This window comes from Pseudomonas serboccidentalis (genome assembly GCF_028830055.1).
Classification (GTDB): domain Bacteria; phylum Pseudomonadota; class Gammaproteobacteria; order Pseudomonadales; family Pseudomonadaceae; genus Aquipseudomonas; species Aquipseudomonas serboccidentalis.
Genome location: NZ_CP101655.1, coordinates 752,993 through 776,775, shown reverse-complemented (window position 1 = coordinate 776,775; position 23,783 = coordinate 752,993). Strand labels below are relative to the sequence as shown.

The following is a 23,783-nucleotide window of genomic DNA, read 5'->3' as shown; positions in this document are numbered from 1 at the left end:
ATACTTTCTCGCGGGAGAAAATCCGGCGAGGTAACGCTCACCGCGAGTCAGAGGCGTCTGCTGCAGTTACTTATAACGGGCACTGAAACCGAAGAGCCAAACGTACTCGCCGCTGGCCGACTGTAGACTTATCTACAGACAAAAAAAACCGCTCACAAGGAGCGGTTTTTTCATTACAACATCCAGCCTCAACCAAACAGCCAATACCCCAGCAATGTCAGCACCACCACCGCCAAAACCGGGCGCATGATGCGGTAGGCCTTGGGATTGCGACGCTTCCACTGTTTGACCACGCCACTGAATTTGTCGCTGAAGTGCTTGCTCCAGGCATAGGCCTGGTTGATCCCGCCGACACGTTCGTCGTCAAGGTTCTGCGGCGCGGTGGCACGGCCCAGCCAGGCACTGATGGCGCGGTTGATGCGGGTCATCAGGCGGTTGCTCAGCGGACGTTCGACGTCGCAGAACAGGATGACGCGGGTCTGTTCGGTTTCGTTCTTGACCCAGTGCACGTAGGTCTCGTCGAACATCACGTCTTCACCGTCGCGCCAGGCGTAGACCTGACCGTCCACGAAGATCCGGCAATCGTCGGAGTTCGGCGTCGACAGACCCAGGTGATAACGCAGGGAGCCGGCAAACGGATCGCGGTGCGGATTCAGATGGCTGCCACCCGGCAACAGCGCAAACATTGCGCCTTTGACGTTGGGAATCGCACTGACCAGCGCCACGGTTTTCGGGCACAGGGTTTCGGCCGACGGCAGCGGTTTGTCGTACCACTTGAGGTAGAAACGCTTCCAGCCCTTCTTGAAGAACGAGCCGAAACCGGCGTCATTGTTCTTCTCGGCGGCGCGGATGTAGCCCTCGTCGAACAGGTGCATGGCCTCGTCGCGAATGGTTTCCCAGTTGTCGCGCAGCACATCCAGCTCCGGAAACTTGCTGCGATCCAGATACGGCTTGGATGGCACGCCGGAGAACAGGTACATCAGAGCATTGTAAGGAGCGAACAGCGCCGAGTGGTTGACGAACTGACGCAGGACCGGCAAACGCGCCTTGCCGCGCAAATGCACATAGAGGATGCTGCCCACAAACAGCAGCAACACCAACACCTTGGCGGCTAACGAAAAGGTCATCAACGACTCCTTGAATAAAGACAACGCTGCGCAATGCCCTTTACCCGGCATGGCAGCCGGCCATGATAAACACTACCGGCCTCGGGAAAAACCCGCACAACCCAAGATTCAGTGTTAAGAATTGCGCAACAAAGCATTTATTAGCATAACGATCCTGAACCCCGGCTGATCTGAATCAATTCGCTTACTGCTGATTCTCCTGTTCGGTAAACAGATCGCTGAACAACATGCTCGACAGATAGCGCTCGCCGGAGTCCGGCAGGATCACCACGATGGTCTTGCCCTGCATCTCCGGGGTCTCTGCCAGTCGCACCGCAACCGCCATGGCCGCGCCGCAAGAGATACCGCACAAGATCCCTTCTTCCTGCATCAATCGCAGCGCCATGGCCTTGGATTCGTCGTCGGTGACCTGTTCCACCCGGTCGACGATCGACAAGTCGAGGTTCTTCGGCACGAAACCGGCACCAATTCCCTGAATCTTGTGGGGGCTCGGCTTGATCTCTTCGCCCGCCAGCGCCTGGCTGATCACCGGCGAGGACACCGGTTCCACCGCCACCGACAGGATCGGTTTGCCCTGGGTATTCTTGATATACCGCGAAACGCCGGTGATGGTTCCGCCGGTGCCGACGCCAGCCACCAGTACATCCACGGCACCATCGGTGTCGTTCCAGATTTCCGGACCGGTGGTTTTCTCGTGAATCGCCGGGTTCGCCGGATTGTCGAACTGCGACGGCATGAAGTACTTGTCGGCATCGCTGGCAACAATCTCAGCGGCCTTCTCGATCGCGCCTTTCATGCCCTTGGCCGGTTCGGTCAGGACCAACTCTGCACCCAACGCCTTGAGCACCTTGCGGCGCTCGATACTCATCGAGGCCGGCATGGTCAGCATCAACTTGTAACCGCGTGCCGCCGCGACAAAAGCCAGGCCAATGCCGGTATTGCCGGAGGTCGGCTCGACGATGGTCATGCCCGGTTTGAGTTTGCCGCTGCTTTCGGCATCCCAGATCATGTTCGCGCCGATCCGGCACTTGACCGAATAACCGGGGTTACGCCCCTCGATCTTGGCCAGAATGGTCACGCCACGCGGCGCGATGCGGTTGATCTGCACCAGTGGCGTATTGCCGATGGAATGGGCGTTGTCAGCGAAAATGCGGCTCATGGCTGGGTCCTTATGCAGCGTTGAATTCAGCCTTTCAAGGTATGCCTGTTGCCTGGCGCAGTCCAGTCAGGTCGAACGTCTGCGTTACACAACAGTCAATCGCTTACATCGTCAAGGAATTGCCGTCATGAAGCGTCGCTACAGTTGGCCACTCGGGATTTTCGCCGTCGTCGTTGTGTTGCTGATCGCGCTGCACATTGCCCTGCCCTACATGGTGCGCGACTACCTGAACAACAAACTGGCGGACATGGGCGATTACCGGGGCCAGATCACCGACGTCGATCTGGCCCTGTGGCGCGGCGCTTACAAAATCAACGGACTGAAAATCGTAAAGGTCGATGGCAAGGTACCGGTGCCGTTCGTCAACGCACCGCTGATCGATCTGTCGGTCAGTTGGCACTCGCTGTGGTACGACCATGCGGTGGTGGCGCAGGTGCAGTTCCTCAATCCCGAGGTCAACTTCGTCGATGGCGGGGCCAACAAGCAGAACTCCCAGACCGGTAAAGGCACCGACTGGCGCGCGCAGCTCAGTAAACTGCTGCCGATCACCCTCGACGAGGTACAGATTCACGACGGCAAGATCAGCTTCCGCAACTTCAGCTCCCATCCACCGGTGAATATGAATGCCACCCAGGTCGAGGCCAGCATCTACAACCTGACCAACGTGGTCGACAAACAGGGCAAACGCGATGCCCGCTTCGAAGGCAAGGCCCTGCTGCTGGGGCATGCGCCCCTGGAAACCAGCGCGACCTTTGATCCGCTGAGCAATTTCGAAGATTTCCAGTTCCGCCTGCGCGCCCGTGACATCGAACTCAAGAGCATGAACGACTTCGCCTCGGCCTACGGCAAGTTCGACTTCAACGCCGGCCACGGTGATGTCGTGATCGAAGCCCAGGCGAAAAAAGCCCAGGTCAGTGGTTACATCAAGCCACTGCTGCGCGACGTCGAAGTGTTCAACTGGCAGCAGGACGTGGAAAACAAGAACAAGAGCATCTTCCGCTCGGTCTGGGAGGCACTGGTGGGCGGCACGGAAACCGTGCTGAAGAACCAGGCCAAAAACCAGTTCGCCACCCGGGTCGAGCTCAGCGGCAGCGTGCATCAGCAAAATATCAGCGCGTTCGAAGCGTTTTTGCAGATTTTGCGCAATGGCTTCATCCAGGCCTTCAATGCGCGGTATGAGCGACCGAAGCCGGATGCGGGCTAAGACTTACGATTGACGATATATCGACCAGACTCTTCAGTTGCCAGCGTGGATCTTTGCTGCAATGAATCCCAACCAAGACAAGCCAAGGCCAATGACCTTGGCACCGCCTCCCGCCCGCTACTGTAGCGGCTGATGCTGCGGGCACTGATACCCAGCGCCTCGGCTGCCTGATTCAGAGAGAGTCCGGTACGTCAATAAAAGTCAGTTTCAATCGAAAATCTGACAGTGCCTGCACAGCCGACAGACGAGGCCTTTTCATGGGCAACATCGTTTCCAGTCCTCCAGCAGTTGCACCTGATGAGCCGCAACCGAGGCCTGCGCTTCCTTGATAATCAGCGGCCGAGCCTTGCCCATCATGACCTCGATGGTTTCCAGGCTCAGCATCACGTCCACACCACCACCGGTCGGGTGAACATGGGGCGGAGGATGATCCTTCTCACGCAACTGAATGCGGTATTTGTCGCGAAATCGGTATTTAGTCGTCATGCCCGAAAGGCTATCGCCAAATCGGCGATACCTGAATGCTGGCCCTGGGCCGAAACCGAGTCAACATGTGACGCCCCATTCAGAGACTGAATAAGCCGTCTGCGTTCACAGTCGACCGGGCTGCGCGTTATAGTCGGGGCATCCGTTTTTTCGCCCCCGCCCTGCCCGTGCAGGTCGGCGTTACCGTTCGAGGATTAGCAGATGAAGTTCGAAGGCACCCAGGCCTACGTCGCCACCGATGACCTGAAGCTGGCGGTCAACGCCGCCATCACCCTGGAGCGGCCGCTGCTGGTCAAGGGCGAACCGGGCACCGGCAAGACCATGCTCGCCGAGCAACTGGCCGAATCGTTCGGCGCCAAGTTGATCACCTGGCACATCAAGTCCACCACCAAGGCCCATCAGGGCCTGTACGAGTACGACGCGGTCAGCCGTCTGCGCGACTCGCAGCTGGGCAACGAAAAAGTCCACGATGTGCGCAACTACCTGAAGAAGGGCAAGCTCTGGGAGGCGTTCGAGTCAGAAGAGCGCGTCATTCTGCTGATCGACGAGATCGACAAGGCCGACATCGAATTCCCGAATGACCTGCTGCAAGAACTCGACAAGATGGAGTTCTACGTTTACGAGATCGACGAGACCATCAAGGCCAAGAAGCGCCCGATCATCATCATTACCTCGAACAACGAGAAAGAGCTGCCGGACGCCTTCCTGCGCCGTTGCTTCTTCCACTACATCGCCTTCCCGGACCGCACCACCCTGCAGAAAATCGTCGACGTGCACTACCCGGACATCAAGAAGGATCTGGTCAGCGAGGCGCTGGACGTGTTCTTCGATGTGCGCAAGGTGCCGGGCCTGAAGAAGAAGCCGTCGACCTCGGAACTGGTGGACTGGCTGAAGCTGCTGATGGCCGACAACATCGGCGAAGCGGTGCTGCGCGAGCGCGATCCGACCAAAGCCATTCCGCCGCTGGCCGGTGCCCTGGTGAAGAACGAGCAGGACGTTCAGTTGCTTGAGCGTCTGGCGTTCATGAGCCGTCGCGGCTCTCGCTAAGAGGCTGATGCCATGCTGCTCAACCTGTTCAATGAAATGCGTGCAGCCAAGGTGCCGGTGTCGGTGCGCGAGCTGCTCGACCTGATCAACGCGCTGAAACAGCGCGTGACCTTCGCCGACATGGACGAGTTCTACTACTTGTCGCGGGCAATTCTGGTGAAGGACGAACGGCATTTCGACAAGTTCGACCGTGCATTCAGCGCCTACTTCAATGGCCTGGAAAAACTCGACGATCACCTGCAGGCGCTGATTCCCGAAGACTGGTTGCGCAAGGAATTCGAGCGCTCGCTGACTGACGAGGAACGCGCGCAGATCCAGTCGCTCGGTGGCCTCGACAAGCTGATCGAGGAGTTCAAGAAGCGTCTGGAAGAACAGAAGGAACGCCACGCCGGCGGTAACAAATGGATCGGCACCGGCGGCACCAGCCCGTTCGGCTCCGGCGGGTTCAACCCGGAAGGCATCCGGGTTGGCGATGCCGGCAAGCGTCAGGGCAAAGCGGTGAAAGTCTGGGATCAACGCGAGTACAAGAACCTCGACGACTCGGTGGAGCTGGGCACGCGCAACATCAAGGTCGCCCTGCGCCGCTTGCGCAAATTCGCTCGTCAGGGTGCAGCGGAAGAGCTGGACATCGACGGCACCATCGACCACACCGCCAAGGACGCCGGCCTGCTGAACATCCAGATGCGCCCAGAGCGGCGTAACACGGTCAAGCTGTTGCTGCTGTTCGACATCGGCGGTTCGATGGATGCGCACGTGAAGATCTGCGAGGAGCTGTTCTCGGCCTGCAAGACCGAGTTCAAGCATCTGGAGTATTTCTACTTCCACAACTTCATTTATGAATCGGTGTGGAAGAACAACATGCGCCGCACCTCCGAGCGCACCTCAACCCAGGACCTGCTGCACAAGTACGGCGCCGACTACAAAGTGATCTTCATCGGCGACGCCGCCATGGCACCCTACGAAATCACCCAGGCTGGCGGCAGCGTCGAGCACTGGAACGAAGAGCCGGGTTACGTGTGGATGCAGCGTTTCATGGAGAAGTACAAGAAGCTCATCTGGATCAATCCGTATCCGAAGGACACGTGGGGCTACACCTCATCGACCAATATCGTGCGCGATTTGATCGAGGATCAGATGTATCCGCTGACCCTTCGTGGATTGGAAGAAGGGATGCGGTTTCTGTCCAAATAAAAGCAAAAGATCGCAGCGTGCCGCAGCGCCTACAGGGAAACGCGAAACTTTCTGCAGGAGCTGCCGCAGGCTGTGATCTTTTGATCTTCAACCAAAACGCTGCAAATATTCGACATGCTCACGGTGTGCCACTTCCTGCACCACCGGCCGCAACCGCACCTGCGCCCCCGGCAGACACTGCGCCAGCCGCGCCAGTGCCACCGGCGTCAACGCCCCCAACCGCGGATAGCCGCCAATGGTCTGCCGATCATTGAGCAGCACAATCGGCTGCCCGTCCGGCGGAACCTGCACCGCACCCAACGGAATCCCCTCGGAAATCATCGGCCGGCCCTGATACTGCAGCGCCTTGCCCAATAACCGAATGCCCATGCGGTCAGCGCGACTGTCGAGTGTCCATGGACTGTTGAACACATCAAACAGACTCTGCCCGCTGAACTGGCCGATCTGTGCGCCGAGCACCAGATCCAGCGGCGTATTCAGCCGGAAATCAGGTCGATGCTCCAGCGGCACTTCACGCATCTGCAGGACTTCACCGTGGTAACTCAGCGTCGCCCCTTTGGCCAACGGCAACCCCATACCATCTAGCCCACCGAGCTCTTCGCGCACCACCGTGGCGCTGCTGCCGAGCACCTTCGGCGCGTCAAAACCACCGGGGGCCGCCAGATAGGCCCGGGCCCCGAGCAACGGTTGGGTGAACTGCAATTTCTGCCCCTTGCCCAGTTTGAAACTGCGCCACGGCGCCAGCGCCTGCCCATCGATCTGCGCACCGAGATCCGCGCCGGCCAGCGCCAGCAAGCAATCGTCTTCAGCGATTACGGCAAACCCGCCAAGCGTGACCTCAATCACCGGTACATCCAGCGCATTGCCGAGCAACCAGTTGGCCCAGCTCATCGAACACCCATCCGCCGCGCCGCCCTGGGTCACACCCAAATGGCGAACGCCGAAGCGTCCGGCATCCTGCAATAAACATAGCGGTGTACTTGCTTCGATCATCAGTCGGCTCATGCCTGCGCCTCCAGTGGCGTGTCATCGCCACCCAGATTGATGAACTCGGCATGACTGACCGCTTCGAATCGAACTGTGTCGCCCGGTTGCATCAGGCTGTAGCCGTCGCGATGGCGGTCGAACAGTTTCGCCGGGGTGCGGCCGATCAGGTTCCAGCCGCCGGGGGATACCACCGGGTAAGCGGCGGTCTGTCGTTCGGCGATGCCGACGCTGCCGGCGGCGACTTTCTTGCGCGGGGTGTCCAGACGCGGCGCTGCCAGCACCTCTTCCACCAGTCCCATGAAGGCGAACCCCGGGGCAAAGCCGAGAGCGAACACCTGGTATTCGCGAGCGCTGTGGCGGCGGATCACCTCCTCCACAGACAAGCCGCTGCGCTGTGCCAACAAATTCAATTCGGGGCCGACACTGAGGTCGTACCAAACCGGCAACACATGACACTGACCACCGGTGCGCGCATTTGGCGACAGGTCAATTAACGCTTCGGCGATCAATTCACGGGCCTGGTTCGGGCTCAGCGTGGTCAGGTCGTAATGCACCATCAGCGTGGTGTAGGACGGCACCAGATCAATCAATTGCGCGCCAAACACTGAGCGCAGGCGCTCACTGGCGGCGAGCATCCACGGCATGTTGGCTTCGGCGATTTCATCGAACAGGCGCAGCATCAGGCAGTCCAGGGCCACCACTTCAATGCGTGGGTTCATGGCGCACTCTGCTGATTCAGGGCCTCGCGAATGCGTTGCACAGCGGCCACCGAACTGGCGTTGTCGCCGTGTACGCAGAGGGTGTTGGCCTGCAGATGCAGCGCGCTGCCGTCGCTGGCGACGAGGTCGCCGCCACGGGCGATGGTCAGGGCCTGTTCGATGATGGTTTGCGCATCGTGATGCACCGCGCCCGGCAGTTGCCGCGACAGCAGTTTACCGGCGCTGTCGTAGGCGCGGTCGGCGAAGGCTTCGAACCACAGGGTCACACCGTATTCGTCACCGAGCTGTTGCGCCGCCGCGTTGTCGCGGGTGGCCATCAGCATCAGCGGCAACGTGCGATCGTAGGCAGCCACGGCCTGAATTACCGCGCGCAACTGCGCCGGGTTGGCCATCATGTCGTTGTACATCGCGCCGTGGGGTTTGACGTAGCTGACCCGCCCACCCTGCGCCCGGCAAATGCCGTCGAGCGCGCCGATCTGGTAATGCAGGATGTCTTGCAGCTCTTGCGCGGAATAGGCCATGGAACGACGACCGAAGCCGACCAGATCCTGATAGGCCGGATGCGCACCGATCTGCACGCCATGGCTCAGGGCCAGGCTCACGGTTTTGCGCATGATGCTCGGGTCGCCGGCGTGGAACCCGCAGGCCACATTGGCGCAATCGATGAAGGGCATGACCTCGGCGTCCAGACCCATGGTCCAGCTGCCGAAACTCTCGCCAATGTCGCAATTCAATAACAGGCGGCTCACGGTAAACACTCCTGTAGCTTCTTGTCTTTCTATCCGTAGGACAAATGCCCGTTGGGCACTGTCCCCGCAGGTTATCAGTTACTGCGCATCCAGTTGCTTGCCACGGGTTTCCGGCAGGCTCAACGCCGCGAGAATCACCACCCCGTAAGACACCGCAGCAAACGCGCCGATGCCCACGCTCAACGGCACTGTCTGGCTGAGCAGGCCAATCAGCAATGGAAACAGCGCCGCCAGCGCCCGCCCGATGTTGTAGCAGAAGCCCTGGCCCGAACCGCGAATCCGCGTCGGAAACAGCTCGGTAAGAAACGCGCCCATGCCGCTGAAAATCCCCGAGGCGAAGAAGCCCAGCGGAAAGCCCAGCCACAGCATCACGCCGTTGCTGACCGGCATCTGCGTGTACAGCAGCACGATAGTGAACGAGCCGACCGCGAACAGGATGAAGTTCTTTTTACGTCCCAGCAGGTCGGTGAGATAAGCGCTGATCACATAGCCGACATAGGAGCCGACGATCACCATCGCCAGATAACCGCCGGTGCCAAGCACACTCAAACCACGTTCGTTCTTGAGAAAGGTCGGCAGCCACGAGGTGATCGCGTAATACCCGCCCAGTGCGCCGGTGGTCAGCAAGGAGGCGCGGAACGTGGTGAAGAGCATGCCGGGAGCGAAGATCTCGTAGAACTTCGCCGGGTTCTGCGGGGTTTGCGCAGCCTTGGCTTCGCGATAGATCTCCGGGTCTTTCACCAGCCGACGGACGAAAATCACGAAGATCGCCGGGACGATGCCGAGGATGAACAGCGCACGCCAGGCGTCTTCCGGTGGCAACACCGAGAACAGCAGCGCATACAGAATCGCCGTCAGGCCCCAACCCAGCGCCCAGCCGGATTGCACCATGCCCACCGCTTTACCGCGGTCCTTGGCGCGAATCACTTCACCGATCAGCACCGCGCCGGCGGTCCATTCGCCGCCGAAGCCGAAGCCCATCAGGGTGCGAGCAATCAACAGCTGTTCGTAGTTCTGGGCGAAGCCGCAGAGGAAGGTGAAAAAGGCGAACCACAGCACCGTCAGTTGCAGGGTGCGCACGCGGCCGATGCGGTCGGAGAGAATCCCCGCCACCCAGCCGCCGATGGCCGAGGCGATCAGGGTGCTGGTGTGAATCAGCCCGGCCTGCCCGGTGGTGATACCCCACATGGCAATCAGGGTCGGCACCACGAAGCTGAGCATCTGCGTGTCCATGCCGTCCAGACCGTAGCCGATCTTGCAGCTCCAGAACGTGCGGCGTTCCTGTTGATTGATGTTGCGATACCATTCGAACGGCCCCGGACGCGCCGTTGCCGTGGATGCTTCTAGGGTGTCGGGAGCACTCATGGCTTATCTCCGCAGGTTTTTTATTGGTCTTGTTCGTAGCCCCGACGACGCCTATCGTGGGAACCGGATGCGCCGATTTTTGGGCGCGCCGCCCTGCTGCGTCCAACGAATAAAAACCCGCCTTAGGCATAAGAAAAATTTGTCACTCGAGCCGTTGCCATGAACCTGAAGTTTCTCGAGACCTTTGTCTGGGTCGCCCGGCTGAAGAGTTTTCGCCTGACCGCCGACAAGCTGTTCACCACCCAGGCCTCGATTTCCAGCCGCATCGCGGTGCTCGAAGGCGAACTGGGGGTGAAGCTGTTTCTGCGCGATTCACGCGGTGTCAGCCTGACGCCCGAAGGCTTGAAAGTGCTGGATTATGCCGAGCAGATGCTCGACACCATGCAGGCGCTGAAGCAATCGATCGAGACCCGCTCAAGCAAGGTCGGCCGGGTACGCATCGGCGTGATGGACACGGTGATTCACACCTGGCTCAGCCCGTTGGTGGCGCAGATGACCGATCTGTATCCACGCGTGGAAATCGAGCTGGTGGCCGATACGTCGCTCAACCTCTGCGATCAGTTGCAAAAAGGCTTTCTCGATCTGATCCTGCAAACCGATCTGGTGCGCCACGAGAGCGTGCGCAGCCTGGAACTGGCCAGCCATCCGCTGGGCTGGATCGTCGCCAGCCACTCGATCTACAACCGCGACTACGCCGACCTCGGCGAACTGGCGCAGGAGCGGATCATCACTTACTCGAAAAACTCCCGACCGCACCAGGATCTGCTGGCACTGATGCAGGCCAACGGTGTGCTGGCGCCGCGCTTGAACTGCGTGAACTCGGTGTCGGCGATTACCCGGCTGCTGCGCGATGGCTTTGGCATCGGCGTCCTGCCGCCGGTGCTGGTGGCCGAGGAACTGGCCCGGGGCGAGTTGACCTTGCTCGACATCGACCAGCGGCCGCCGAACCTGCAGGTGGTGGTGTCTTGGCGGGTCGGGGTGGAATGGGTCGAGGAGATTGTGACGTTGTGTCAGCAGGTGCTGGGGGAATATGCGCGCAAGGTGGGTGAGAATTACATCGTCTTGAGTAACTGAACAGCAAAAGATCGCAGCCTTCGGCAGCTCCTACAGAGATCAATGCAGGAGCAGCCGAAGGCTGCGATCTTTTGCTCTTGAGCTTTTAAAGGCCGCGCACGTCGCGGTCTTCAATCGGCCGGCTCTGGCGCAAACGCCGGCCGCCCAGCACCACCCAGTCGATCAGGCGAATCAGGCACTCGATGCCGAACGACAGCAGCAGCGCGCCGCTCATGCCCCAGATCATCGCTTCCGGGGTCAGCAGGATCTGGTAGCTGTAGCCGTTCCAGGTTTCCTTGCGAATGTCCGGGTCGGCGGCCAGCACCACTTGCAGGAAGCGGATGTACCACGGGCCCTGCATGGCCTGGAACTGTTTATCCAGCGCAATCTGCCGGTTGAGCAAGGTGCTCAGGCTGTCGGCATCGCTGCGAAACACCGGGTCTTCGCTGGCGCGGTAATGCGCGACCAGTGCCTGCAGGTCGCCCTTGAAGAACTGCTCGGCCGTACCCTGGAAACCACGCAGACCGGTCTGCGCTTCGATCAGATGGGCTTCGACGCGTTTGGCGTAATCGTTGATGAAACCCGGTACCTGAACACCGATCAACAGGCCCGCCGCAAACAACACCAGCCGTAGATAACTGAGCAACATCGAGGAAAGATCCTTTATTCGGTCGTGCCCTGGCTGACGCATTCACCGCGTCGCCACAGGCTCCATTGGCCCGGTTGGTAACGGGTCCAGGTTTCATTTTCGGTCAAAGGCTCGGTGGCGATCACCGTGACCACATCGTTGGGCGTGGTTTCCGCCTGGAAATCGACGATCACATCGACATCCTTGAGCCGCGCCGGACCGAACGGTGCGCGCCGGGTGATCTGTGCCAGTTTGGTCGAGCAATAGCAGAACAGCCAGTCGCCGTCGCTGAGCAGGCAGTTGAACACGCCTTTGCTGCGGTATTCGGCGCACGCGGCGACCAGATCCGGCAGCAGCACTTCTATATCGACCGGTTCCGGGAAGGCTGCACGCACGCGGTTGAGCAAATCGCAGAACGCCGCTTCGCTGTCGGTGTCGCCGACCGGGCGGTAGAAACTCTTGATCGGGGTGAAATCGGCGAGCTGGCCGTTGTGCGCGAAGCACCAGTTGCGACCCCACAGTTCACGAACGAACGGGTGGGTGTTGGACAGGCAGACCTTGCCGACGTTGGCCTGGCGGATATGGCCGATGACCACTTCGCTCTTGATCGGATAACGCTGCACCAGATTGGCGACTTCCGACTCGCTGCTGGCGGCCGGGTCCTGAAACAGGCGCAAGCCGCGACCTTCATAGAAGGCGATGCCCCAGCCGTCGCGGTGCGGGCCGGTACGCCCGCCGCGCTGCATCAGGCCGGTGAAGCTGAACACGATATCGGTCGGCACGTTGGCACTCATGCCCAGTAATTCACACATGTGCGGACTCTCGGGATTACAGACGCGGCTCGACCCGCATGCGCTGCGGATTATTCGGCACTGGCGGGCGTCCATAGCGGTCATCGCCGGCAGCGCCGAACGGCTGATCGTCGTCGCGATCATCGGCACGGGCCGCAGCCTTGGCGGCTTCGGCCTGCTCGCGACGGGCGCGGGAAGCGCGTTCGATCGGGAAGCGGATCAACACGAAGATCAGGTAGATGCCGAAGGCGATCATGCCGTACATGAACAGGTCGGAAATCGCCCGCCAGGCGTTGTTGCCGACCTTGAAGGCCAGATCCAGCGCGGTGATGGCGATGGACGGTGCAACCTTGGCTTTCACCGGGTCAATGATGGTCGGGCTGAACAGCAACACTGCCATCAGCACTCGCAGCGGCTCGCGCAGCCAGCGCCACATCCAGCGGGTCAGGCGCATCCATACCAACAGGCAGCCCACAGCGGCAAAGGCGTAGAGGCCCCAGGCGATCAGATAGTCGTTCTCGGTCATGGTGTCCATGGCAAGGCAGGCAAAGAGGCGCTTATAGTAACGACTTTTCGCCCGCCAGGCTTGTCCCAATAGACACACGACCTGTAGGAGTGAGCCTGCTCGCGAATACGGACTGTCAGTTGAAACATTGTTGTCTGACCCACCGCTTTCGCGAGCAGGCTCGCTCCTACAGGGGAACGCAGCGGTTTCAAGATCTGCGAAAAACCCATTTCCGAACATTGTCCGAGAGCCTTCCATGCCCCAAACCGCCCACGTCATCAGTGCCCCGATCGCCCGCAAGGCTGCCGGTGCCGACCCGTATGCCTGGCTGCAGGAACGCGACACCGACGCGGTGCTCGACTACCTCAAGGCCGAAAACGCTTATCAGGAAGCACAGACCGCCGATCAGGCCGGCCTGCGCGAAAGCCTGTTCGAGGAGATCAAGGGCCGGATCCTCGAAACCGACCTGTCCCTGCCCTCGCCGTGGGGTCCGTATCTCTATTACACACGCACCACCGCTGGCGACGAATACGCCCGGCATTACCGCTGCCCGCGTCCGGCTGACGACAGCCTGACCCTCGACGAGAGCCGCGAGCAACTGCTGCTCGACCCGAACGTGCTGGCCAATGGCGGCTTTTTCTCCCTCGGCGCGTTCAGCATCAGCCCCGATCACCAGCGCCTGGCGTACAGCGTCGACGCTTCGGGCGACGAGATCTACACGCTGTTCGTCAAGGAACTGGCCAACGACAAGGTCAGCGAACTGGAGTTCGAAGACTGCGACGGCAGCATGACCTGGGCCAACGACAGCCTGACCCTGTTTTTCGGCGTGCTCGACGACACTCATCGTCCGCATAAACTGTTTCGTTATCGCCTCGACGGCACCGCTGCTGAAGAGGTATTCCACGAGGCGGACGGGCGTTTCTTCCTGCATTGCTACCGCTCCAGTTCCGAGCAGCAATTGCTGTTGACCCTGGGCAGCAAGACCACCACTGAAGTCTGGGCGCTGGATGCCCACCAGCCGCACCTGCCCTTCACCTGCCTGGCGCCACGGGTCGAGGATCACGAATACGACGTCGACCACGGCATGCTCAATGGCGCGTGGACGTGGTTCATTCGCACCAACCGCGACGGCATCAACTTCGCCCTGTATCAGGCGCCGGACACCGGGGTCGCGCCGAGCGAAGCCGACTGGCAGAACCTGATCCCGCACAGCGACACAGTGATGCTCGACGGCGTGACCCTCAACGCCGAGGCCATGACCCTGAGCCTGCGCGAAGGCGGTTTGCCGATCATCGAAGTTCACCCGCAAGGCCTGACGCCGTATCGCGTGCAACTGCCGGACGCGGCCTACAGCCTCTATGTGCAAAACAGCCTGGAGTTCGAGAGCGACCGCATCCGCCTGCGCTACGAAGCGTTGAACCGTCCGGCACAGGTGCGGCAGTTGATGCTGGCCACCGGCGAGCAAACCGTTCTGAAAGAAACCCCGGTGCTCGGCCCGTTCGACGCCGACGCCTACGTCAGCCAGCGCCTGTGGGCCACCGCGCCGGACGGCACGCAGGTGCCGATCAGCCTGGTGATGAAGCGCGAAATGGTCGGCAAAGCGGTGCCGTTATACCTCTATGGTTACGGCGCATACGGCTCCAGCCTCGACCCATGGTTTTCCCACGCACGCCTGAGTCTGCTGGATCGCGGCATGGCCTTCGCCATCGCCCACGTGCGTGGCGGCGGCGAGCTGGGCGAAGCCTGGTATCGCGCCGGCAAGCAGGAACACAAGCCCAACACCTTCAGCGACTTCATTGCCTGCGCCGAATTCCTGATCCTCAATGGCATCACCACCGCCGAGAACCTGGCGATCAGCGGCGGCAGCGCCGGTGGCCTGCTGATCGGCGCGGTGCTCAATCAGCGTCCGGACCTGTTCGGCGTGGCGATTGCCGAAGTGCCGTTCGTCGACGTGCTCAACACCATGCTCGACCCGGAGCTGCCGCTGACCGTCACCGAATACGACGAATGGGGCAACCCGCAAGAGCCGGACGTCTATGAGCGGATCAAGGCCTACGCGCCGTACGAAAACGTCACCGCGCAGGATTATCCGGCAACACTGGTGATCGCCGGCTACAACGACAGCCGCGTGCAGTACTGGGAAGCGGCCAAGTGGGTGGCAAAACTGCGCGCGACCAAAACCGACGACAATCTGCTGCTGCTCAAGACCGAACTCGGCGCCGGGCATGGCGGCATGAGCGGGCGTTATCAGGGATTACGTGACGTAGCGCTCGAATATGCATTTGTGTTCAAGGTTTTGGGCATCGTCTGAGGAACTCCGTCGGTCACTTGGGTCTTAATTCCAGACCCAAGGGGCCGATATCACCGAGATCCCCTGTAGGAGCTGCCGAAGGCTCGGGCCGCGATCGGACGATCTTTTGATCTTGCTTTTCAAAAAATCAAAATCAAAAGATCGTCCGATCGCGGCCCGAGCCTTCGGCAGCTCCTACAAGGAACCGTGTTAAGCCTGAAACAGTGAAAACAAAAAGACCGCAATGACATGTCAGAACCCACTCTACTGAACAACGAAATTCGCGACTGGCTGATGGACTGTGGCCTGTTCGATCAATTGCAGCTGGCGGACTTTGCCGCGGCCTCGGGCTATTTCAGCATCAGCACCGTGGCGCAAGGTGAAGCGATTTTCCGCGAGGGCGATGCCGGCAGCTTCATGTGCATCATCCACACCGGTCAGGTCGCCGTGCAGAAGACCGGGGCCGACGGCCAGGTCATCACCATGGCGACCCTGCGCAGCGGTCGGGCGTTCGGTGAAATGGCCGTGCTTGACGGCGAACGGCGCTCAGCCACCTGCATCGCGGCGAGCCACTGTCAGTTGCTCAATCTGGGTAAGGACTCGCTGGAAAAGATGCTCAACGACGCGCCGAAGATCGCCGCGAAAATCATCCGCGCCCTCGCCGTGTCCCTCTCCAAACGCCTGCGCATGGCCGACGGTCAACTGGCGGCGCAGCAGATCTAGCCGCCGGGGGATTTGTTCTTGGTGCCGCCCGGTTCGATGCCCGGCACCGGTTGATCCTTGCTCGGCGGGCTGGGCATTTCGATCGGCACCAGCGGCGGACTGCCACTGCCGGCGCCGGCCTTCGGTACGCTGATCGGGGTGATTTGCGGATACGGCGTCGGTGTTGCGGTACCGGGCGACCCGGGTTGTGGCGTCGGGCTGACCGGAATGGTCTGCTGCGCCTGCACTGCAGTAATCGAGAGCGCGGCCAGGGCAATGACCGTTAGAATGGTGCGCTTCATCAAGGGCTCCGTTTGGCCTCTAGTCTGCGCTCAGGCTACTCCCAACGGGCCTGCTTGCCTTCCCCCTTGTAGAGATTTCCATGAAACGTTTCGTTCTGCTCGACACCACGCCGATCCCTGATAACGGTGGCGCCCTGTGCCTGTTCGAGTATGGCGAGGATTTCGTCATCAAGATCCAGGGCGGCGACGGCGGGCAATTGATGAACACGCGCATGCACGGTTCCGAAGATGCGCTGGCCGAGATTCCTTGCCGCAAGGTCGCCGGACGGCCGAATTCGCGGGTGCTGATCGGCGGTCTGGGCATGGGCTTCACCCTCGCCTCGGCGCTCAAGCATCTGGGCAAGAGTGCTGAAGTGGTGGTCGCCGAGCTGGTGCCGGGCGTCGTCGAATGGAACCGTGGGCCGCTGGGTGAAAAGTCCGGTCGGCCGCTGCTCGATCCACGCACGGTGATCCGTCAGGACGACGTGGCCAAGGTGCTGCAAAGCGAGCCGAATGGCTTCGACGCCATCATGCTCGACGTCGACAACGGTCCCGAAGGCCTGACGCAGAAGGCCAACAGCTGGCTGTATTCCGCTGCCGGGCTCAACGCCTGCGCCAAGGCCCTGCGGCCCAAGGGGGTGCTGGCAGTGTGGTCGGCCAGCGCTGACCGGCAGTTTTCCGACAAATTGAAGAAGGCCGGTTTCAAGGCCGAAGAAGTCCAGGTGTTCGCCCACGGCAACAAAGGCACGCGCCACACGATCTGGATTGCCGAGAAGCTCAAGGGCTGAGCTAAACTGGCGTCATAACCGTCATTAGTCTTTTTTACAAAGGTGAACCCATGAGTTCGTCCACCCCGACCAACACGTCGAAGCTCGATCGCATCCTTGCCGACAACCAGCGCGACAAGGAAATGGGCTACCGCGACAAGGCCCTGAAAATGTACCCGCACGTGTGTGGTCGCTGCGCCCGTGAGTTCTCCGGCAAGCGCCTGAGCGAACTGACCGTGCACCACCGCGACCACAACCACGACAACAACCCGCAGGACGGCTCGAACTGGGAGCTGTTGTGCCTGTATTGCCACGACAACGAACACTCGCGCTACACCGACCAGCAATACTTCGACGACGGCTCGCTGAGCACGCCGAAGATTGCCAAGGCGACGCATAATCCGTTTGCGGCCCTCGCCGGGCTCATGAAAAAAGAAGATTAAAAGCAAAAGATCGCAGCCTTCGGCAGCTCCTACAGGGTGTACGCCATTCAACTGTAGGAGCTGCCGAAGGCTGCGATCTTTTGATCTTATCCCCGTATAATCGCCTCCTTTTTCCCGAAGGCACCCCGCTCGTGGCAGACAAACGTTACAGCTGCATTGGTTTGTACAACCCCAAGTCACCGGAGAACGTCGGTTCGGTGATGCGCGCCGCAGGCTGTTACGGCGTGGCGTCGGTGTTCTATACCGGCAAGCGTTATGAACGCGCCGCCGATTTCGTCACCGACACCAAGCGCGTGCACTACGACATCCCGCTCATCGGCATCGACGACCTGAAAAAGATCCTCCCGCTCAACTGCGTCCCGGTTGCTGTGGAACTGGTCGAAGGCGCCCGCCCGCTGCCTGAATACACTCACCCGGACCGTGCGCTGTACATCTTCGGCCCGGAAGACGGCTCGCTGGATAAAGAGATCCGCGACTGGTGCGAAGACGTGGTCTACATCCCGACCACCGGCTGCATGAACCTCGCCGCCACGGTCAACGTCGTGCTCTACGACCGCATGGCCAAGGGCCTGAATACCCGCTCGGGGCCGAAATTCCGCTGAAACGTCGTACATCCGATGGAACAAGCTGGCCGCCCCGGCAGTCAGCTTATCTATCTATTGCACATTGCCTGGGAGACAGATCATGACCGAACTCAAACGTGTCCAACGTATCGAATCCACTCCGTTCCAAAGCCCTTCGCAGCAGAACGTACAGGGCTGGGAACGCATCGGCTCGCTGGCCGGTGGCGTGATCATGGTCGGCAAGGGCTTGCGCCGTGGCGGCGTCTTCGGTCTGGTTCAGGTGGCGATTGGCGGTGTGGCGATGGCCCGAGGCATCACCGGGCACAGCTCAGTGAAAAGCCTGCTGGAAAAAAGCCGTCAGGACATGAACAACGTGCGGGCGAAAATCGAGCGCGCCGGTGAAGAGCTGAGCCAGCTCAAGGCCAACGCCGAGGCGGCGACCAGCACCGCTACGGTGACTGGCAATGATTCGGTAAAGTCGCCGAAAGCCGGGGTTTGATGGTTTAAAAGCAAAAGATCGCAGCCTTCGGCAGCTCCTACAGGGAAAACGCATTCCACATGTAGGAGCTGCCGAAGGCTGCGATCTTTTGATCTTTACTGTAGTAACGCGGTATCAAGGACTTTCGAGGATTCACCGAGAACGCTCTCGGCCAATTGAACAAACTCCTTGGTACTCACGGTCCCCAAATGCATCGCCCCGCGCAACACATCATCCAGCGAGCGCTTGTTGCGCGTCTTCAGGCGAATCTCGCGATCCAGTTCCTGCAACACAATCACCGCTTTTGAAAGCTGCGCCGGGCTGATCTGCTCGCCGCGCAAGGTCGTGACTTTCTGACTGTCCCTGGTCAACTTTGCCTGCAACGCCTGATAGCGTTCATCGCTCATGCCGCCGGCGCGGCGCACCAGTTCGATCGCGTAGTACTCGGCAAACCCTTCGCTGATCCAGTCGCTGCGCTGCTCGTCGTTGATCCGCCCGAACACCTGCGCCAGCTCGCGCACCAGCGCACTGCTGCCGCTCTCGCTGACCAGCGGCAGGCGCGTGTTCAAGTAGATCGACTCGTGCGCACCGAGGCTGCCGCGCCACATCGGGTCATTGGCGCCGACGATCAACAGTTTTTTCGGATGCCGGGGATAGACCGCTTGCACCTGCGGCCAGACGAATGTCAGCAAGGTCAGCACATCCATACGACGCATGCCCTGGCCTTGCGGCGAGGCCACGGTGACTTCGGTTTCGCCCAGACGCGTGCGGCGGCTGCCGAGATGGCCAGCGAGCATCCAGCCGGTCGGGCGGTCGAACAGGCGTGAAGGGTTGTCGATGCGGAATGTGTTCTTGCCGATGCGCGGCCAGGCGGTTTCGACGCTTTTCCAGCCGTTGGGCAGTTCGAATTGCAGACGTGACACCAGCTCAACGCCATCCTGCTGATCGAGCCTGGCCGGCGGCACCAGATCATCGCCGCGCAGCAGTGCCCAGCTCGGGGTCATGCGCGTGTCGAAGCTGCCGCTCTTGCGCCCGTGGCTGACGCTGACGCGGTAGGTCAGGCTGGCTTTGTCGCCCATCGGCCGCCACAGACCCCGAGCCCGTTTGCCCGGGGTCAACTGCCACTGGCCGTCGGCCTTGAAGTCGCTGTAGTGGCTGCCATCGCCAAGGTCAAAGTCGAGGCTGCGCACCGCTTCGCCTTTGGCCAGGGTCAGACGCACCTCGGCCTGATCGCTTTGCGGCAACAGACGCACGTGGTAGTCCAGATCGACTTTCTTTGCCGCCCACACTGGCGCACTCAACGCCAGCAGCCCAACGCCCAGCGCCCGCCGCAATCCCACAGCCATACACACTCCTGGGTGAAACGTGAATCTGCGGGCGTTTAACCAGCCCGGAAAATCAGGTGATCTTCCCAGTCATCCTCCGGCACACTGCCTTCGGCGAGCATGCGTCCGGACTGGGAAATCCGTTCGTGGTGCACGGCGTCACGGTCGCCGCACACCAGGTGGTGCCACAACGGCAGATCCTTGCCTTCGCTGACCAGTCGGTAACCGCAGGTCGGCGGCAGCCATTTGAATTCTTCGGCCTGGCCCGGAGTGAGCTGGATGCAGTCCGGGACAAACTTGATGCGGTTCGGGTAGTCGCTGCACTGGCAGGTTTTCAGGTCCAGCAGTTTGCAGGCGATGCGCGTGTAATAGACGCTGTTGTCTTCTTCATCTTCGAGTTTCTGCAGGCAGCACAGACCGCAGCCGTCGCACAGCGATTCCCATTCCTCGTGATCCAGTTGATCGAGGGTTTTGCGTTTCCAGAACGGTTCGACTTTGGCGGCCATGGCTCAAGCATCAACATCAGGTGGTGAAAAGGCCGCCAGTCTAGTGCCCCAGGCCTTGCGGGCCAAGCGCTGGCGACTGTCGGTAAATCCCGCTTGTCAGCCGAATCGCCGCCCAGTAGGGTTTTGCCACGAATTCATGACTCAAACACAGCAAGGAAACTTCGATGAGTGCCAACCCTCGCGTTGCCGATTACGCCATTCACCCGCAATTCACCGATCGCTGGTCGCCCCGCGCCTTCACTGGCGAAGCGATCCCGGAAGAAACCCTGCTGAGCTTTTTCGAAGCTGCACGCTGGGCACCATCGGCCTACAACTCGCAGCCGTGGCGCTTCCTCTATGCGCGTCGCGACACGCCGAACTGGGAGCGTTTTCTCGGTTTGCTGAATGAGTTCAACCGCAGTTGGGCGCAACACGCTTCGGCGCTGGTGATCGTGATCTCGAAAACTACCTTCACCGCACCCGGCGCCAGCGAAGAGACCCCGGCGCTGTGGCACACCTTCGACACCGGTTCGGCGTGGGGCCACCTGGCGCTGCAAGCGAGCATCAGCGGCTGGCACACCCACGGCATGGCCGGTTTCGATCAGGAGCTGACCCGCAAAGAGCTGAATATCCCTGAAGGTTATGCGCTGCACGCGGCCGTCGCTGTCGGCAAGCTTGGTGACAAGGCAACGCTGGCCGAGTACCTGCAGGCCCGTGAAGAGCCAAGCCCGCGTCGTCCGCTGAGCGAGCTGGTGGCCGAAGGCAGCTTCACCCTCTAAAAGCAAAAGATCGCAGCCTTCGGCAGCTCCTACATTGATCCCTGTAGGAGCTGCCGAAGGCTGCGATCTTTTGATTACACCTCAATATCCGCGGTTGAAATCCACTTCCCCGCGCAGCGCTTCACCGGCCTGATACGCCTTCAGGTTCTCGACGAACAACTGCACCATCAACGCCGGCGATGTCGGTGCCGAGCTGTGCCCGGTCAGCAGCAGGCCCCAGGCGGTCCAGAACGGATGGCGTTGCGGCAACGGCTCCTGACGGCAGACGTCGATCACCGCGCCCGCCAGATGTCCTTCCTTCAAGGCTTCCACCAGATCGGCATCGACCACCGCCACGCCGCGGCCGACGTTGATGAACAGCCCGGTCGGCTTGAATTGCTTGAACAGCGCCGCGTCGTAGATATCGTGAGTGTGCACGGTGTTCGGCAGCAGGTTGACCACGTAATCGACCTCGCCCACCAGCCGTGGCAGATCCGCCATCGCACCGACTTCAACGAACGGTGCCTGCTCGCGTGCGCTGCTGGCGATGCCGTACAACTCGACGCCGAACGGCAGCAGGAACTGCGCCACGCTTTGGCCAATGTCACCGGTGCCGACGATCAACACCTTGCGCCCGACCAGACTCTGACCGGTGCGGTTGTCCCACTTGCGCTCGACCTGGCTGACCAGACGCGCCAGCACTTCACGCTCGTGACCGAGCATGTAGGTCAGGACGTATTCGGCCATCACCTGACCGAAGATCCCCACCGCGCGAGTCAGGCGATAATCGCGGCGCAAGCCGTCGGCGAGCAGCGGCGTGATGCCGGCCCAGGTCGATTGCAGCCATTGCGGTTGATGGCCCTGACGCAACAGCGTCGCCAGCAGATCCGGCTGGCCCAGCCACACCGGGCAATCGGCAGCCTGACGGGCCAGTTCGGCGGAGTCGCCACTGGTCAGTACTTCAAGTTCGGGGGCCGCCTGACGCAGCAGCCGGGCGTACACCGCGTGGTCGTGTTCAGCAATCAGAACGCGCATCTTCAAACCTTTCGCAAACCGTGCAGGCAACCGCCGAAGGAGTCGCACTCCTTCGTGGCGGTCGTCGCCGTAAAATCAGTTCCAGGGTGACAAGAGGCCCAGAACAGGGCCTCGCAGATCAGACCGGGTCGTTGCGTCGCAGCAACTCTTCGGGCAGGTGTTCGATGTACTCGTCCTCGGCCGGCGGCATCTGCAGGTGATAGCCCTGCTTGTCGAGGTTTTCCAGGACTACGACGATGTCCTCGCTGGCCAGCTTGCGCTCAGGCGACAGGACCAGATCGAAAGAATGTTTCGGCTTGCCGAACGCCAACATCAGCGGTTCCGGCACGCGCTCCAGAGCATCGCTCTTGAGCACATAAAGGTACATCCCGCTTCGCTTGGAGCTTTGGTAAATGGAACAAATACGTTTCAAGGCTGTTCTCCGGCGGTGGCCAGGCTGTCGAGCAGCTTCTGGCCCATGAGTTCGCGGCGCCAGCCACGCAGCGACTCAGGCAATTGATAAGGCCCCTCGGGGAAGCCGCTTTTGACCAGGGCTTCGAGGGTTTTCTTGCGCAGCATCAGTTCCGGCGCGATGCCCAGGCGTTCGGCTTCGACCTGACCGAGGGCGCGCAGTTGCTTGATCAGCGCGGCGGCTTCGACCGGCAAGGGCTCCGGCACCGCCGGCGGCCATTGATCAGGCCCCACACTGCCAGAGCGCTTGATCAGATCAAGCAGAAATTGGCCGTCCTGACGCACGGTACGCGGGTGCATGTCTTCGATTTTGCCCAGCGCCACGAGGTTGTCCGGTTGCGTGCGGGCCAGCGGCCACAGCGAGTGCTCACGGACGATGCGGTTGCGCGGCAGATTGCGCGCGCGGGCTTCACGCTCGCGCCAGGCGCACAGCTCACGCAATACCGCGAGTTGCGCACGGGACAGTTTCCACGCCAGTTTGGCCTCGCGATAGACCTCGTACGGGTCGGTCTCGCGGCGCAGGTTGGCCACCAGTTCGGCGCCGTCCTCCAGCACCCAGGCGAACTTGTCGTCGGACAGTTTCGGCCGCAGTTGTACGAAAACTTCCGCCAGATGCACCGCATCTTCAGCGGCGTAGCTGATCTGCGTGTCGGACAGCGGGCGCTGTAACCAGTCGGAACGGGTTTCGCCCTTGGGCAGTTCAATGCCGAGCACTTCCTGCACCAGCCGCGAATAGCCCATCGAGAACCCGAGGTTCAGGTAGGCCGCCGCCAGTTGCGTGTCGAACAGCGGTGCCGGCAGGCTGCCGGTCAGGCGCATCAGTACCTCGAGGTCTTCGCTGCAGGCGTGCAGGACTTTGAGCACCGCCGGGTTTTCCAGCAATGCCGCCAGCGGTTGCCAGGCGTCGATGGTCAGCGGATCAATCAGGTAGGCGCGTTTGCCGTCGCCGACCTGCAACAGGCCGGCAATCGGGTAGAAGGTGTCGACCCGCATGAATTCGGTGTCGAGGGCAACGAACGGCAGCTGCTGCCACTCGGCGCAAAACTGCGCGAGGCTTTCGTTGTCGCGAATCCAGTGAATATCGATGGCCACACGGCTCTCCCTTGAAGAATGGCGCGCAGTATATATCGCCGCTGGTGTTTTACGCGCCTGCGCTGGGCCAGAGCTGTAACGAAATGTCCTGCCAGGCAGAAAG

The 23,783-nt window shown here is 60.9% G+C and carries 27 protein-coding genes and 1 pseudogene; 11 read left to right on the top strand and 17 right to left on the bottom strand.

What is annotated here, in order from left to right; all coding sequences use genetic code 11:
• Window positions 1–188 precede the first annotated feature (188 nt).
• Both NN484_RS03585 and cysK read right to left on the bottom strand, forming a co-directional pair.
• Window positions 189–1,127 (bottom strand): aspartyl/asparaginyl beta-hydroxylase domain-containing protein, encoded by a 939-nt coding sequence (locus tag NN484_RS03585; protein WP_127649778.1) that lies wholly within the window; start codon window positions 1,125–1,127, stop codon window positions 189–191.
• Window positions 1,128–1,311: 184 nt separating this feature from the next.
• On the bottom strand, window positions 1,312–2,286 hold the full coding sequence (gene cysK, locus NN484_RS03580) for a cysteine synthase A (RefSeq protein ID WP_127649777.1): 975 nt from the start codon (window positions 2,284–2,286) through the stop codon (window positions 1,312–1,314).
• A 127-nt stretch (window positions 2,287–2,413) separates the two neighbouring features.
• Between cysK and NN484_RS03575 the strand changes: the two genes are divergently transcribed.
• Window positions 2,414–3,490 carry a DUF748 domain-containing protein gene (locus NN484_RS03575; protein WP_215501588.1) on the top strand — a complete coding sequence of 359 codons (1,077 nt, stop codon included), beginning with the start codon at window positions 2,414–2,416 and terminating at the stop codon, window positions 3,488–3,490.
• On the opposite strand, the pseudogene NN484_RS03570 reads toward NN484_RS03575, so the two are convergent.
• Window positions 3,487–3,681, bottom strand: a pseudogene (locus NN484_RS03570) (helix-turn-helix domain-containing protein); the annotation flags it as partial. The gene NN484_RS03575 and the pseudogene NN484_RS03570 overlap by 4 nt on opposite strands.
• A gap of 64 nt (window positions 3,682–3,745) precedes the next feature.
• Entirely contained in the window at window positions 3,746–3,976 is a 231-nt protein-coding gene (locus NN484_RS03565) for a DUF4160 domain-containing protein (RefSeq protein ID WP_274658588.1), read from the bottom strand.
• A 201-nt stretch (window positions 3,977–4,177) separates the two neighbouring features.
• Between NN484_RS03565 and NN484_RS03560 the strand changes: the two genes are divergently transcribed.
• Both NN484_RS03560 and NN484_RS03555 read left to right on the top strand, forming a co-directional pair.
• Window positions 4,178–5,023, top strand: a complete 846-nt coding sequence (locus tag NN484_RS03560) for an AAA family ATPase (protein ID WP_025110627.1) — start codon at window positions 4,178–4,180, stop codon at window positions 5,021–5,023.
• Window positions 5,024–5,035: 12 nt separating this feature from the next.
• A complete protein-coding gene (locus NN484_RS03555; protein ID WP_274658587.1) occupies window positions 5,036–6,214 on the top strand; it encodes a vWA domain-containing protein in 1,179 nt (392 codons plus the stop codon).
• An 87-nt stretch (window positions 6,215–6,301) separates the two neighbouring features.
• On the opposite strand, the gene NN484_RS03550 is transcribed toward NN484_RS03555, so the two are convergent.
• The 4 genes from NN484_RS03550 to NN484_RS03535 form a co-directional block, all read right to left on the bottom strand.
• On the bottom strand, window positions 6,302–7,219 hold the full coding sequence (locus NN484_RS03550; protein ID WP_215501587.1) for a 5-oxoprolinase subunit C family protein: 918 nt from the start codon (window positions 7,217–7,219) through the stop codon (window positions 6,302–6,304).
• Entirely contained in the window at window positions 7,216–7,920 is a 705-nt protein-coding gene (gene pxpB / locus NN484_RS03545; protein ID WP_274658586.1) for a 5-oxoprolinase subunit PxpB, read from the bottom strand. The genes NN484_RS03550 and pxpB overlap by 4 nt, the downstream gene beginning before the upstream one ends.
• Window positions 7,917–8,669 (bottom strand): 5-oxoprolinase subunit PxpA, encoded by a 753-nt coding sequence (locus NN484_RS03540; protein ID WP_215501585.1) that lies wholly within the window; start codon window positions 8,667–8,669, stop codon window positions 7,917–7,919. Before NN484_RS03540 ends, pxpB begins: the two co-directional genes overlap by 4 nt.
• Before the next feature lie 78 nt (window positions 8,670–8,747).
• Complete coding sequence (locus NN484_RS03535) at window positions 8,748–10,034, bottom strand: MFS transporter (RefSeq protein ID WP_274658585.1); 1,287 nt, start codon at window positions 10,032–10,034, stop codon at window positions 8,748–8,750.
• A 159-nt stretch (window positions 10,035–10,193) separates the two neighbouring features.
• Here NN484_RS03535 and NN484_RS03530 point away from each other — a divergent pair, with 159 nt between their 5' ends.
• On the top strand, window positions 10,194–11,108 hold the full coding sequence (locus NN484_RS03530; RefSeq protein WP_274658584.1) for a LysR family transcriptional regulator: 915 nt from the start codon (window positions 10,194–10,196) through the stop codon (window positions 11,106–11,108).
• Window positions 11,109–11,193: 85 nt separating this feature from the next.
• On the opposite strand, the gene NN484_RS03525 is transcribed toward NN484_RS03530, so the two are convergent.
• Genes NN484_RS03525 through NN484_RS03515 form a run of 3 tightly spaced genes read right to left on the bottom strand, consistent with a single transcriptional unit; the run spans window position 11,194 to window position 13,041 of the window.
• Window positions 11,194–11,736 (bottom strand): DUF2937 family protein, encoded by a 543-nt coding sequence (locus tag NN484_RS03525; protein ID WP_047598153.1) that lies wholly within the window; start codon window positions 11,734–11,736, stop codon window positions 11,194–11,196.
• Window positions 11,737–11,750: 14 nt separating this feature from the next.
• The gene (locus NN484_RS03520) at window positions 11,751–12,527 is read right to left on the bottom strand and encodes a class II glutamine amidotransferase (RefSeq protein ID WP_007969599.1); all 777 of its coding nucleotides are present in this window, start codon (window positions 12,525–12,527) and stop codon (window positions 11,751–11,753) included.
• A 16-nt stretch (window positions 12,528–12,543) separates the two neighbouring features.
• Window positions 12,544–13,041 (bottom strand): hypothetical protein, encoded by a 498-nt coding sequence (locus tag NN484_RS03515; protein ID WP_064586450.1) that lies wholly within the window; start codon window positions 13,039–13,041, stop codon window positions 12,544–12,546.
• A gap of 226 nt (window positions 13,042–13,267) precedes the next feature.
• Between NN484_RS03515 and NN484_RS03510 the strand changes: the two genes are divergently transcribed.
• Both NN484_RS03510 and NN484_RS03505 read left to right on the top strand, forming a co-directional pair.
• Window positions 13,268–15,322, top strand: coding sequence for a S9 family peptidase (locus NN484_RS03510; protein ID WP_274658583.1), 2,055 nt, complete (start codon window positions 13,268–13,270; stop codon window positions 15,320–15,322).
• Window positions 15,323–15,550: 228 nt separating this feature from the next.
• On the top strand, window positions 15,551–16,024 hold the full coding sequence (locus NN484_RS03505; RefSeq protein ID WP_127649768.1) for a cyclic nucleotide-binding domain-containing protein: 474 nt from the start codon (window positions 15,551–15,553) through the stop codon (window positions 16,022–16,024).
• Here the strand turns inward: NN484_RS03505 and NN484_RS03500 are convergent.
• Window positions 16,021–16,305: a hypothetical protein gene (locus NN484_RS03500; protein WP_127649767.1), complete on the bottom strand. Its 285-nt coding sequence runs from the start codon at window positions 16,303–16,305 to the stop codon at window positions 16,021–16,023. The genes NN484_RS03505 and NN484_RS03500 overlap by 4 nt on opposite strands.
• An 80-nt stretch (window positions 16,306–16,385) precedes the next feature.
• Here NN484_RS03500 and NN484_RS03495 point away from each other — a divergent pair, with 80 nt between their 5' ends.
• The 4 genes from NN484_RS03495 to NN484_RS03480 all read left to right on the top strand — a co-directional run bounded on the left by NN484_RS03495 (window position 16,386) and on the right by NN484_RS03480 (window position 18,556).
• Window positions 16,386–17,072 (top strand): spermidine synthase, encoded by a 687-nt coding sequence (locus NN484_RS03495; protein WP_047598150.1) that lies wholly within the window; start codon window positions 16,386–16,388, stop codon window positions 17,070–17,072.
• 50 nt (window positions 17,073–17,122) lie between these two features.
• Window positions 17,123–17,494 carry a YajD family HNH nuclease gene (locus NN484_RS03490; protein ID WP_064586446.1) on the top strand — a complete coding sequence of 124 codons (372 nt, stop codon included), beginning with the start codon at window positions 17,123–17,125 and terminating at the stop codon, window positions 17,492–17,494.
• A gap of 131 nt (window positions 17,495–17,625) precedes the next feature.
• Window positions 17,626–18,096, top strand: coding sequence for an RNA methyltransferase (locus NN484_RS03485; protein ID WP_007911337.1), 471 nt, complete (start codon window positions 17,626–17,628; stop codon window positions 18,094–18,096).
• An 82-nt stretch (window positions 18,097–18,178) separates the two neighbouring features.
• Window positions 18,179–18,556, top strand: a complete 378-nt coding sequence (locus NN484_RS03480) for a YgaP family membrane protein (RefSeq protein ID WP_127649766.1) — start codon at window positions 18,179–18,181, stop codon at window positions 18,554–18,556.
• Window positions 18,557–18,651: 95 nt separating this feature from the next.
• Here the strand turns inward: NN484_RS03480 and NN484_RS03475 are convergent, their stop codons facing one another.
• Both NN484_RS03475 and NN484_RS03470 read right to left on the bottom strand, forming a co-directional pair.
• Window positions 18,652–19,881, bottom strand: coding sequence for a hypothetical protein (locus tag NN484_RS03475; RefSeq protein ID WP_274658582.1), 1,230 nt, complete (start codon window positions 19,879–19,881; stop codon window positions 18,652–18,654).
• Between the two features lie 35 nt (window positions 19,882–19,916).
• A complete protein-coding gene (locus tag NN484_RS03470) occupies window positions 19,917–20,366 on the bottom strand; it encodes a YcgN family cysteine cluster protein (protein ID WP_003222605.1) in 450 nt (149 codons plus the stop codon).
• A 164-nt stretch (window positions 20,367–20,530) separates the two neighbouring features.
• On the opposite strand from NN484_RS03470, the gene NN484_RS03465 reads away from it, so the two are divergent.
• Complete coding sequence (locus tag NN484_RS03465) at window positions 20,531–21,124, top strand: nitroreductase family protein (RefSeq protein ID WP_127649764.1); 594 nt, start codon at window positions 20,531–20,533, stop codon at window positions 21,122–21,124.
• 81 nt (window positions 21,125–21,205) lie between these two features.
• On the opposite strand, the gene NN484_RS03460 is transcribed toward NN484_RS03465, so the two are convergent.
• From NN484_RS03460 to rnd, 3 genes are all read right to left on the bottom strand, one after another.
• A complete protein-coding gene (locus NN484_RS03460) occupies window positions 21,206–22,138 on the bottom strand; it encodes a D-2-hydroxyacid dehydrogenase (protein ID WP_274658581.1) in 933 nt (310 codons plus the stop codon).
• 118 nt (window positions 22,139–22,256) lie between these two features.
• Window positions 22,257–22,550, bottom strand: a complete 294-nt coding sequence (locus tag NN484_RS03455; RefSeq protein WP_047598109.1) for a YcgL domain-containing protein — start codon at window positions 22,548–22,550, stop codon at window positions 22,257–22,259.
• Entirely contained in the window at window positions 22,547–23,680 is a 1,134-nt protein-coding gene (rnd, locus tag NN484_RS03450; RefSeq protein ID WP_215501578.1) for a ribonuclease D, read from the bottom strand. Before rnd ends, NN484_RS03455 begins: the two co-directional genes overlap by 4 nt.
• Window positions 23,681–23,783 lie beyond the last annotated feature (103 nt).

Bases quoted from the DNA above. Each gene is read 5' to 3' on its own strand.
- NN484_RS03585 (WP_127649778.1), bottom strand. From the start codon at position 1,127: ATGACCTTTTCGTTAGCCGCCAAGGTGTTGGTGTTGCTGCTGTTTGTG.
- cysK (WP_127649777.1), bottom strand. From the start codon at position 2,286: ATGAGCCGCATTTTCGCTGACAACGCCCATTCCATCGGCAATACGCCA.
- NN484_RS03575 (WP_215501588.1), top strand. From the start codon at position 2,414: ATGAAGCGTCGCTACAGTTGGCCACTCGGGATTTTCGCCGTCGTCGTT.
- NN484_RS03565 (WP_274658588.1), bottom strand. From the start codon at position 3,976: ATGACGACTAAATACCGATTTCGCGACAAATACCGCATTCAGTTGCGT.
- NN484_RS03560 (WP_025110627.1), top strand. From the start codon at position 4,178: ATGAAGTTCGAAGGCACCCAGGCCTACGTCGCCACCGATGACCTGAAG.
- NN484_RS03555 (WP_274658587.1), top strand. From the start codon at position 5,036: ATGCTGCTCAACCTGTTCAATGAAATGCGTGCAGCCAAGGTGCCGGTG.
- NN484_RS03550 (WP_215501587.1), bottom strand. From the start codon at position 7,219: ATGAGCCGACTGATGATCGAAGCAAGTACACCGCTATGTTTATTGCAG.
- pxpB (WP_274658586.1), bottom strand. From the start codon at position 7,920: ATGAACCCACGCATTGAAGTGGTGGCCCTGGACTGCCTGATGCTGCGC.
- NN484_RS03535 (WP_274658585.1), bottom strand. From the start codon at position 10,034: ATGAGTGCTCCCGACACCCTAGAAGCATCCACGGCAACGGCGCGTCCG.
- NN484_RS03530 (WP_274658584.1), top strand. From the start codon at position 10,194: ATGAACCTGAAGTTTCTCGAGACCTTTGTCTGGGTCGCCCGGCTGAAG.
- NN484_RS03525 (WP_047598153.1), bottom strand. From the start codon at position 11,736: ATGTTGCTCAGTTATCTACGGCTGGTGTTGTTTGCGGCGGGCCTGTTG.
- NN484_RS03520 (WP_007969599.1), bottom strand. From the start codon at position 12,527: ATGTGTGAATTACTGGGCATGAGTGCCAACGTGCCGACCGATATCGTG.
- NN484_RS03515 (WP_064586450.1), bottom strand. From the start codon at position 13,041: ATGGACACCATGACCGAGAACGACTATCTGATCGCCTGGGGCCTCTAC.
- NN484_RS03510 (WP_274658583.1), top strand. From the start codon at position 13,268: ATGCCCCAAACCGCCCACGTCATCAGTGCCCCGATCGCCCGCAAGGCT.
- NN484_RS03505 (WP_127649768.1), top strand. From the start codon at position 15,551: ATGTCAGAACCCACTCTACTGAACAACGAAATTCGCGACTGGCTGATG.
- NN484_RS03500 (WP_127649767.1), bottom strand. From the start codon at position 16,305: ATGAAGCGCACCATTCTAACGGTCATTGCCCTGGCCGCGCTCTCGATT.
- NN484_RS03495 (WP_047598150.1), top strand. From the start codon at position 16,386: ATGAAACGTTTCGTTCTGCTCGACACCACGCCGATCCCTGATAACGGT.
- NN484_RS03490 (WP_064586446.1), top strand. From the start codon at position 17,123: ATGAGTTCGTCCACCCCGACCAACACGTCGAAGCTCGATCGCATCCTT.
- NN484_RS03480 (WP_127649766.1), top strand. From the start codon at position 18,179: ATGACCGAACTCAAACGTGTCCAACGTATCGAATCCACTCCGTTCCAA.
- NN484_RS03475 (WP_274658582.1), bottom strand. From the start codon at position 19,881: ATGGCTGTGGGATTGCGGCGGGCGCTGGGCGTTGGGCTGCTGGCGTTG.
- NN484_RS03470 (WP_003222605.1), bottom strand. From the start codon at position 20,366: ATGGCCGCCAAAGTCGAACCGTTCTGGAAACGCAAAACCCTCGATCAA.
- NN484_RS03465 (WP_127649764.1), top strand. From the start codon at position 20,531: ATGAGTGCCAACCCTCGCGTTGCCGATTACGCCATTCACCCGCAATTC.
- NN484_RS03460 (WP_274658581.1), bottom strand. From the start codon at position 22,138: ATGCGCGTTCTGATTGCTGAACACGACCACGCGGTGTACGCCCGGCTG.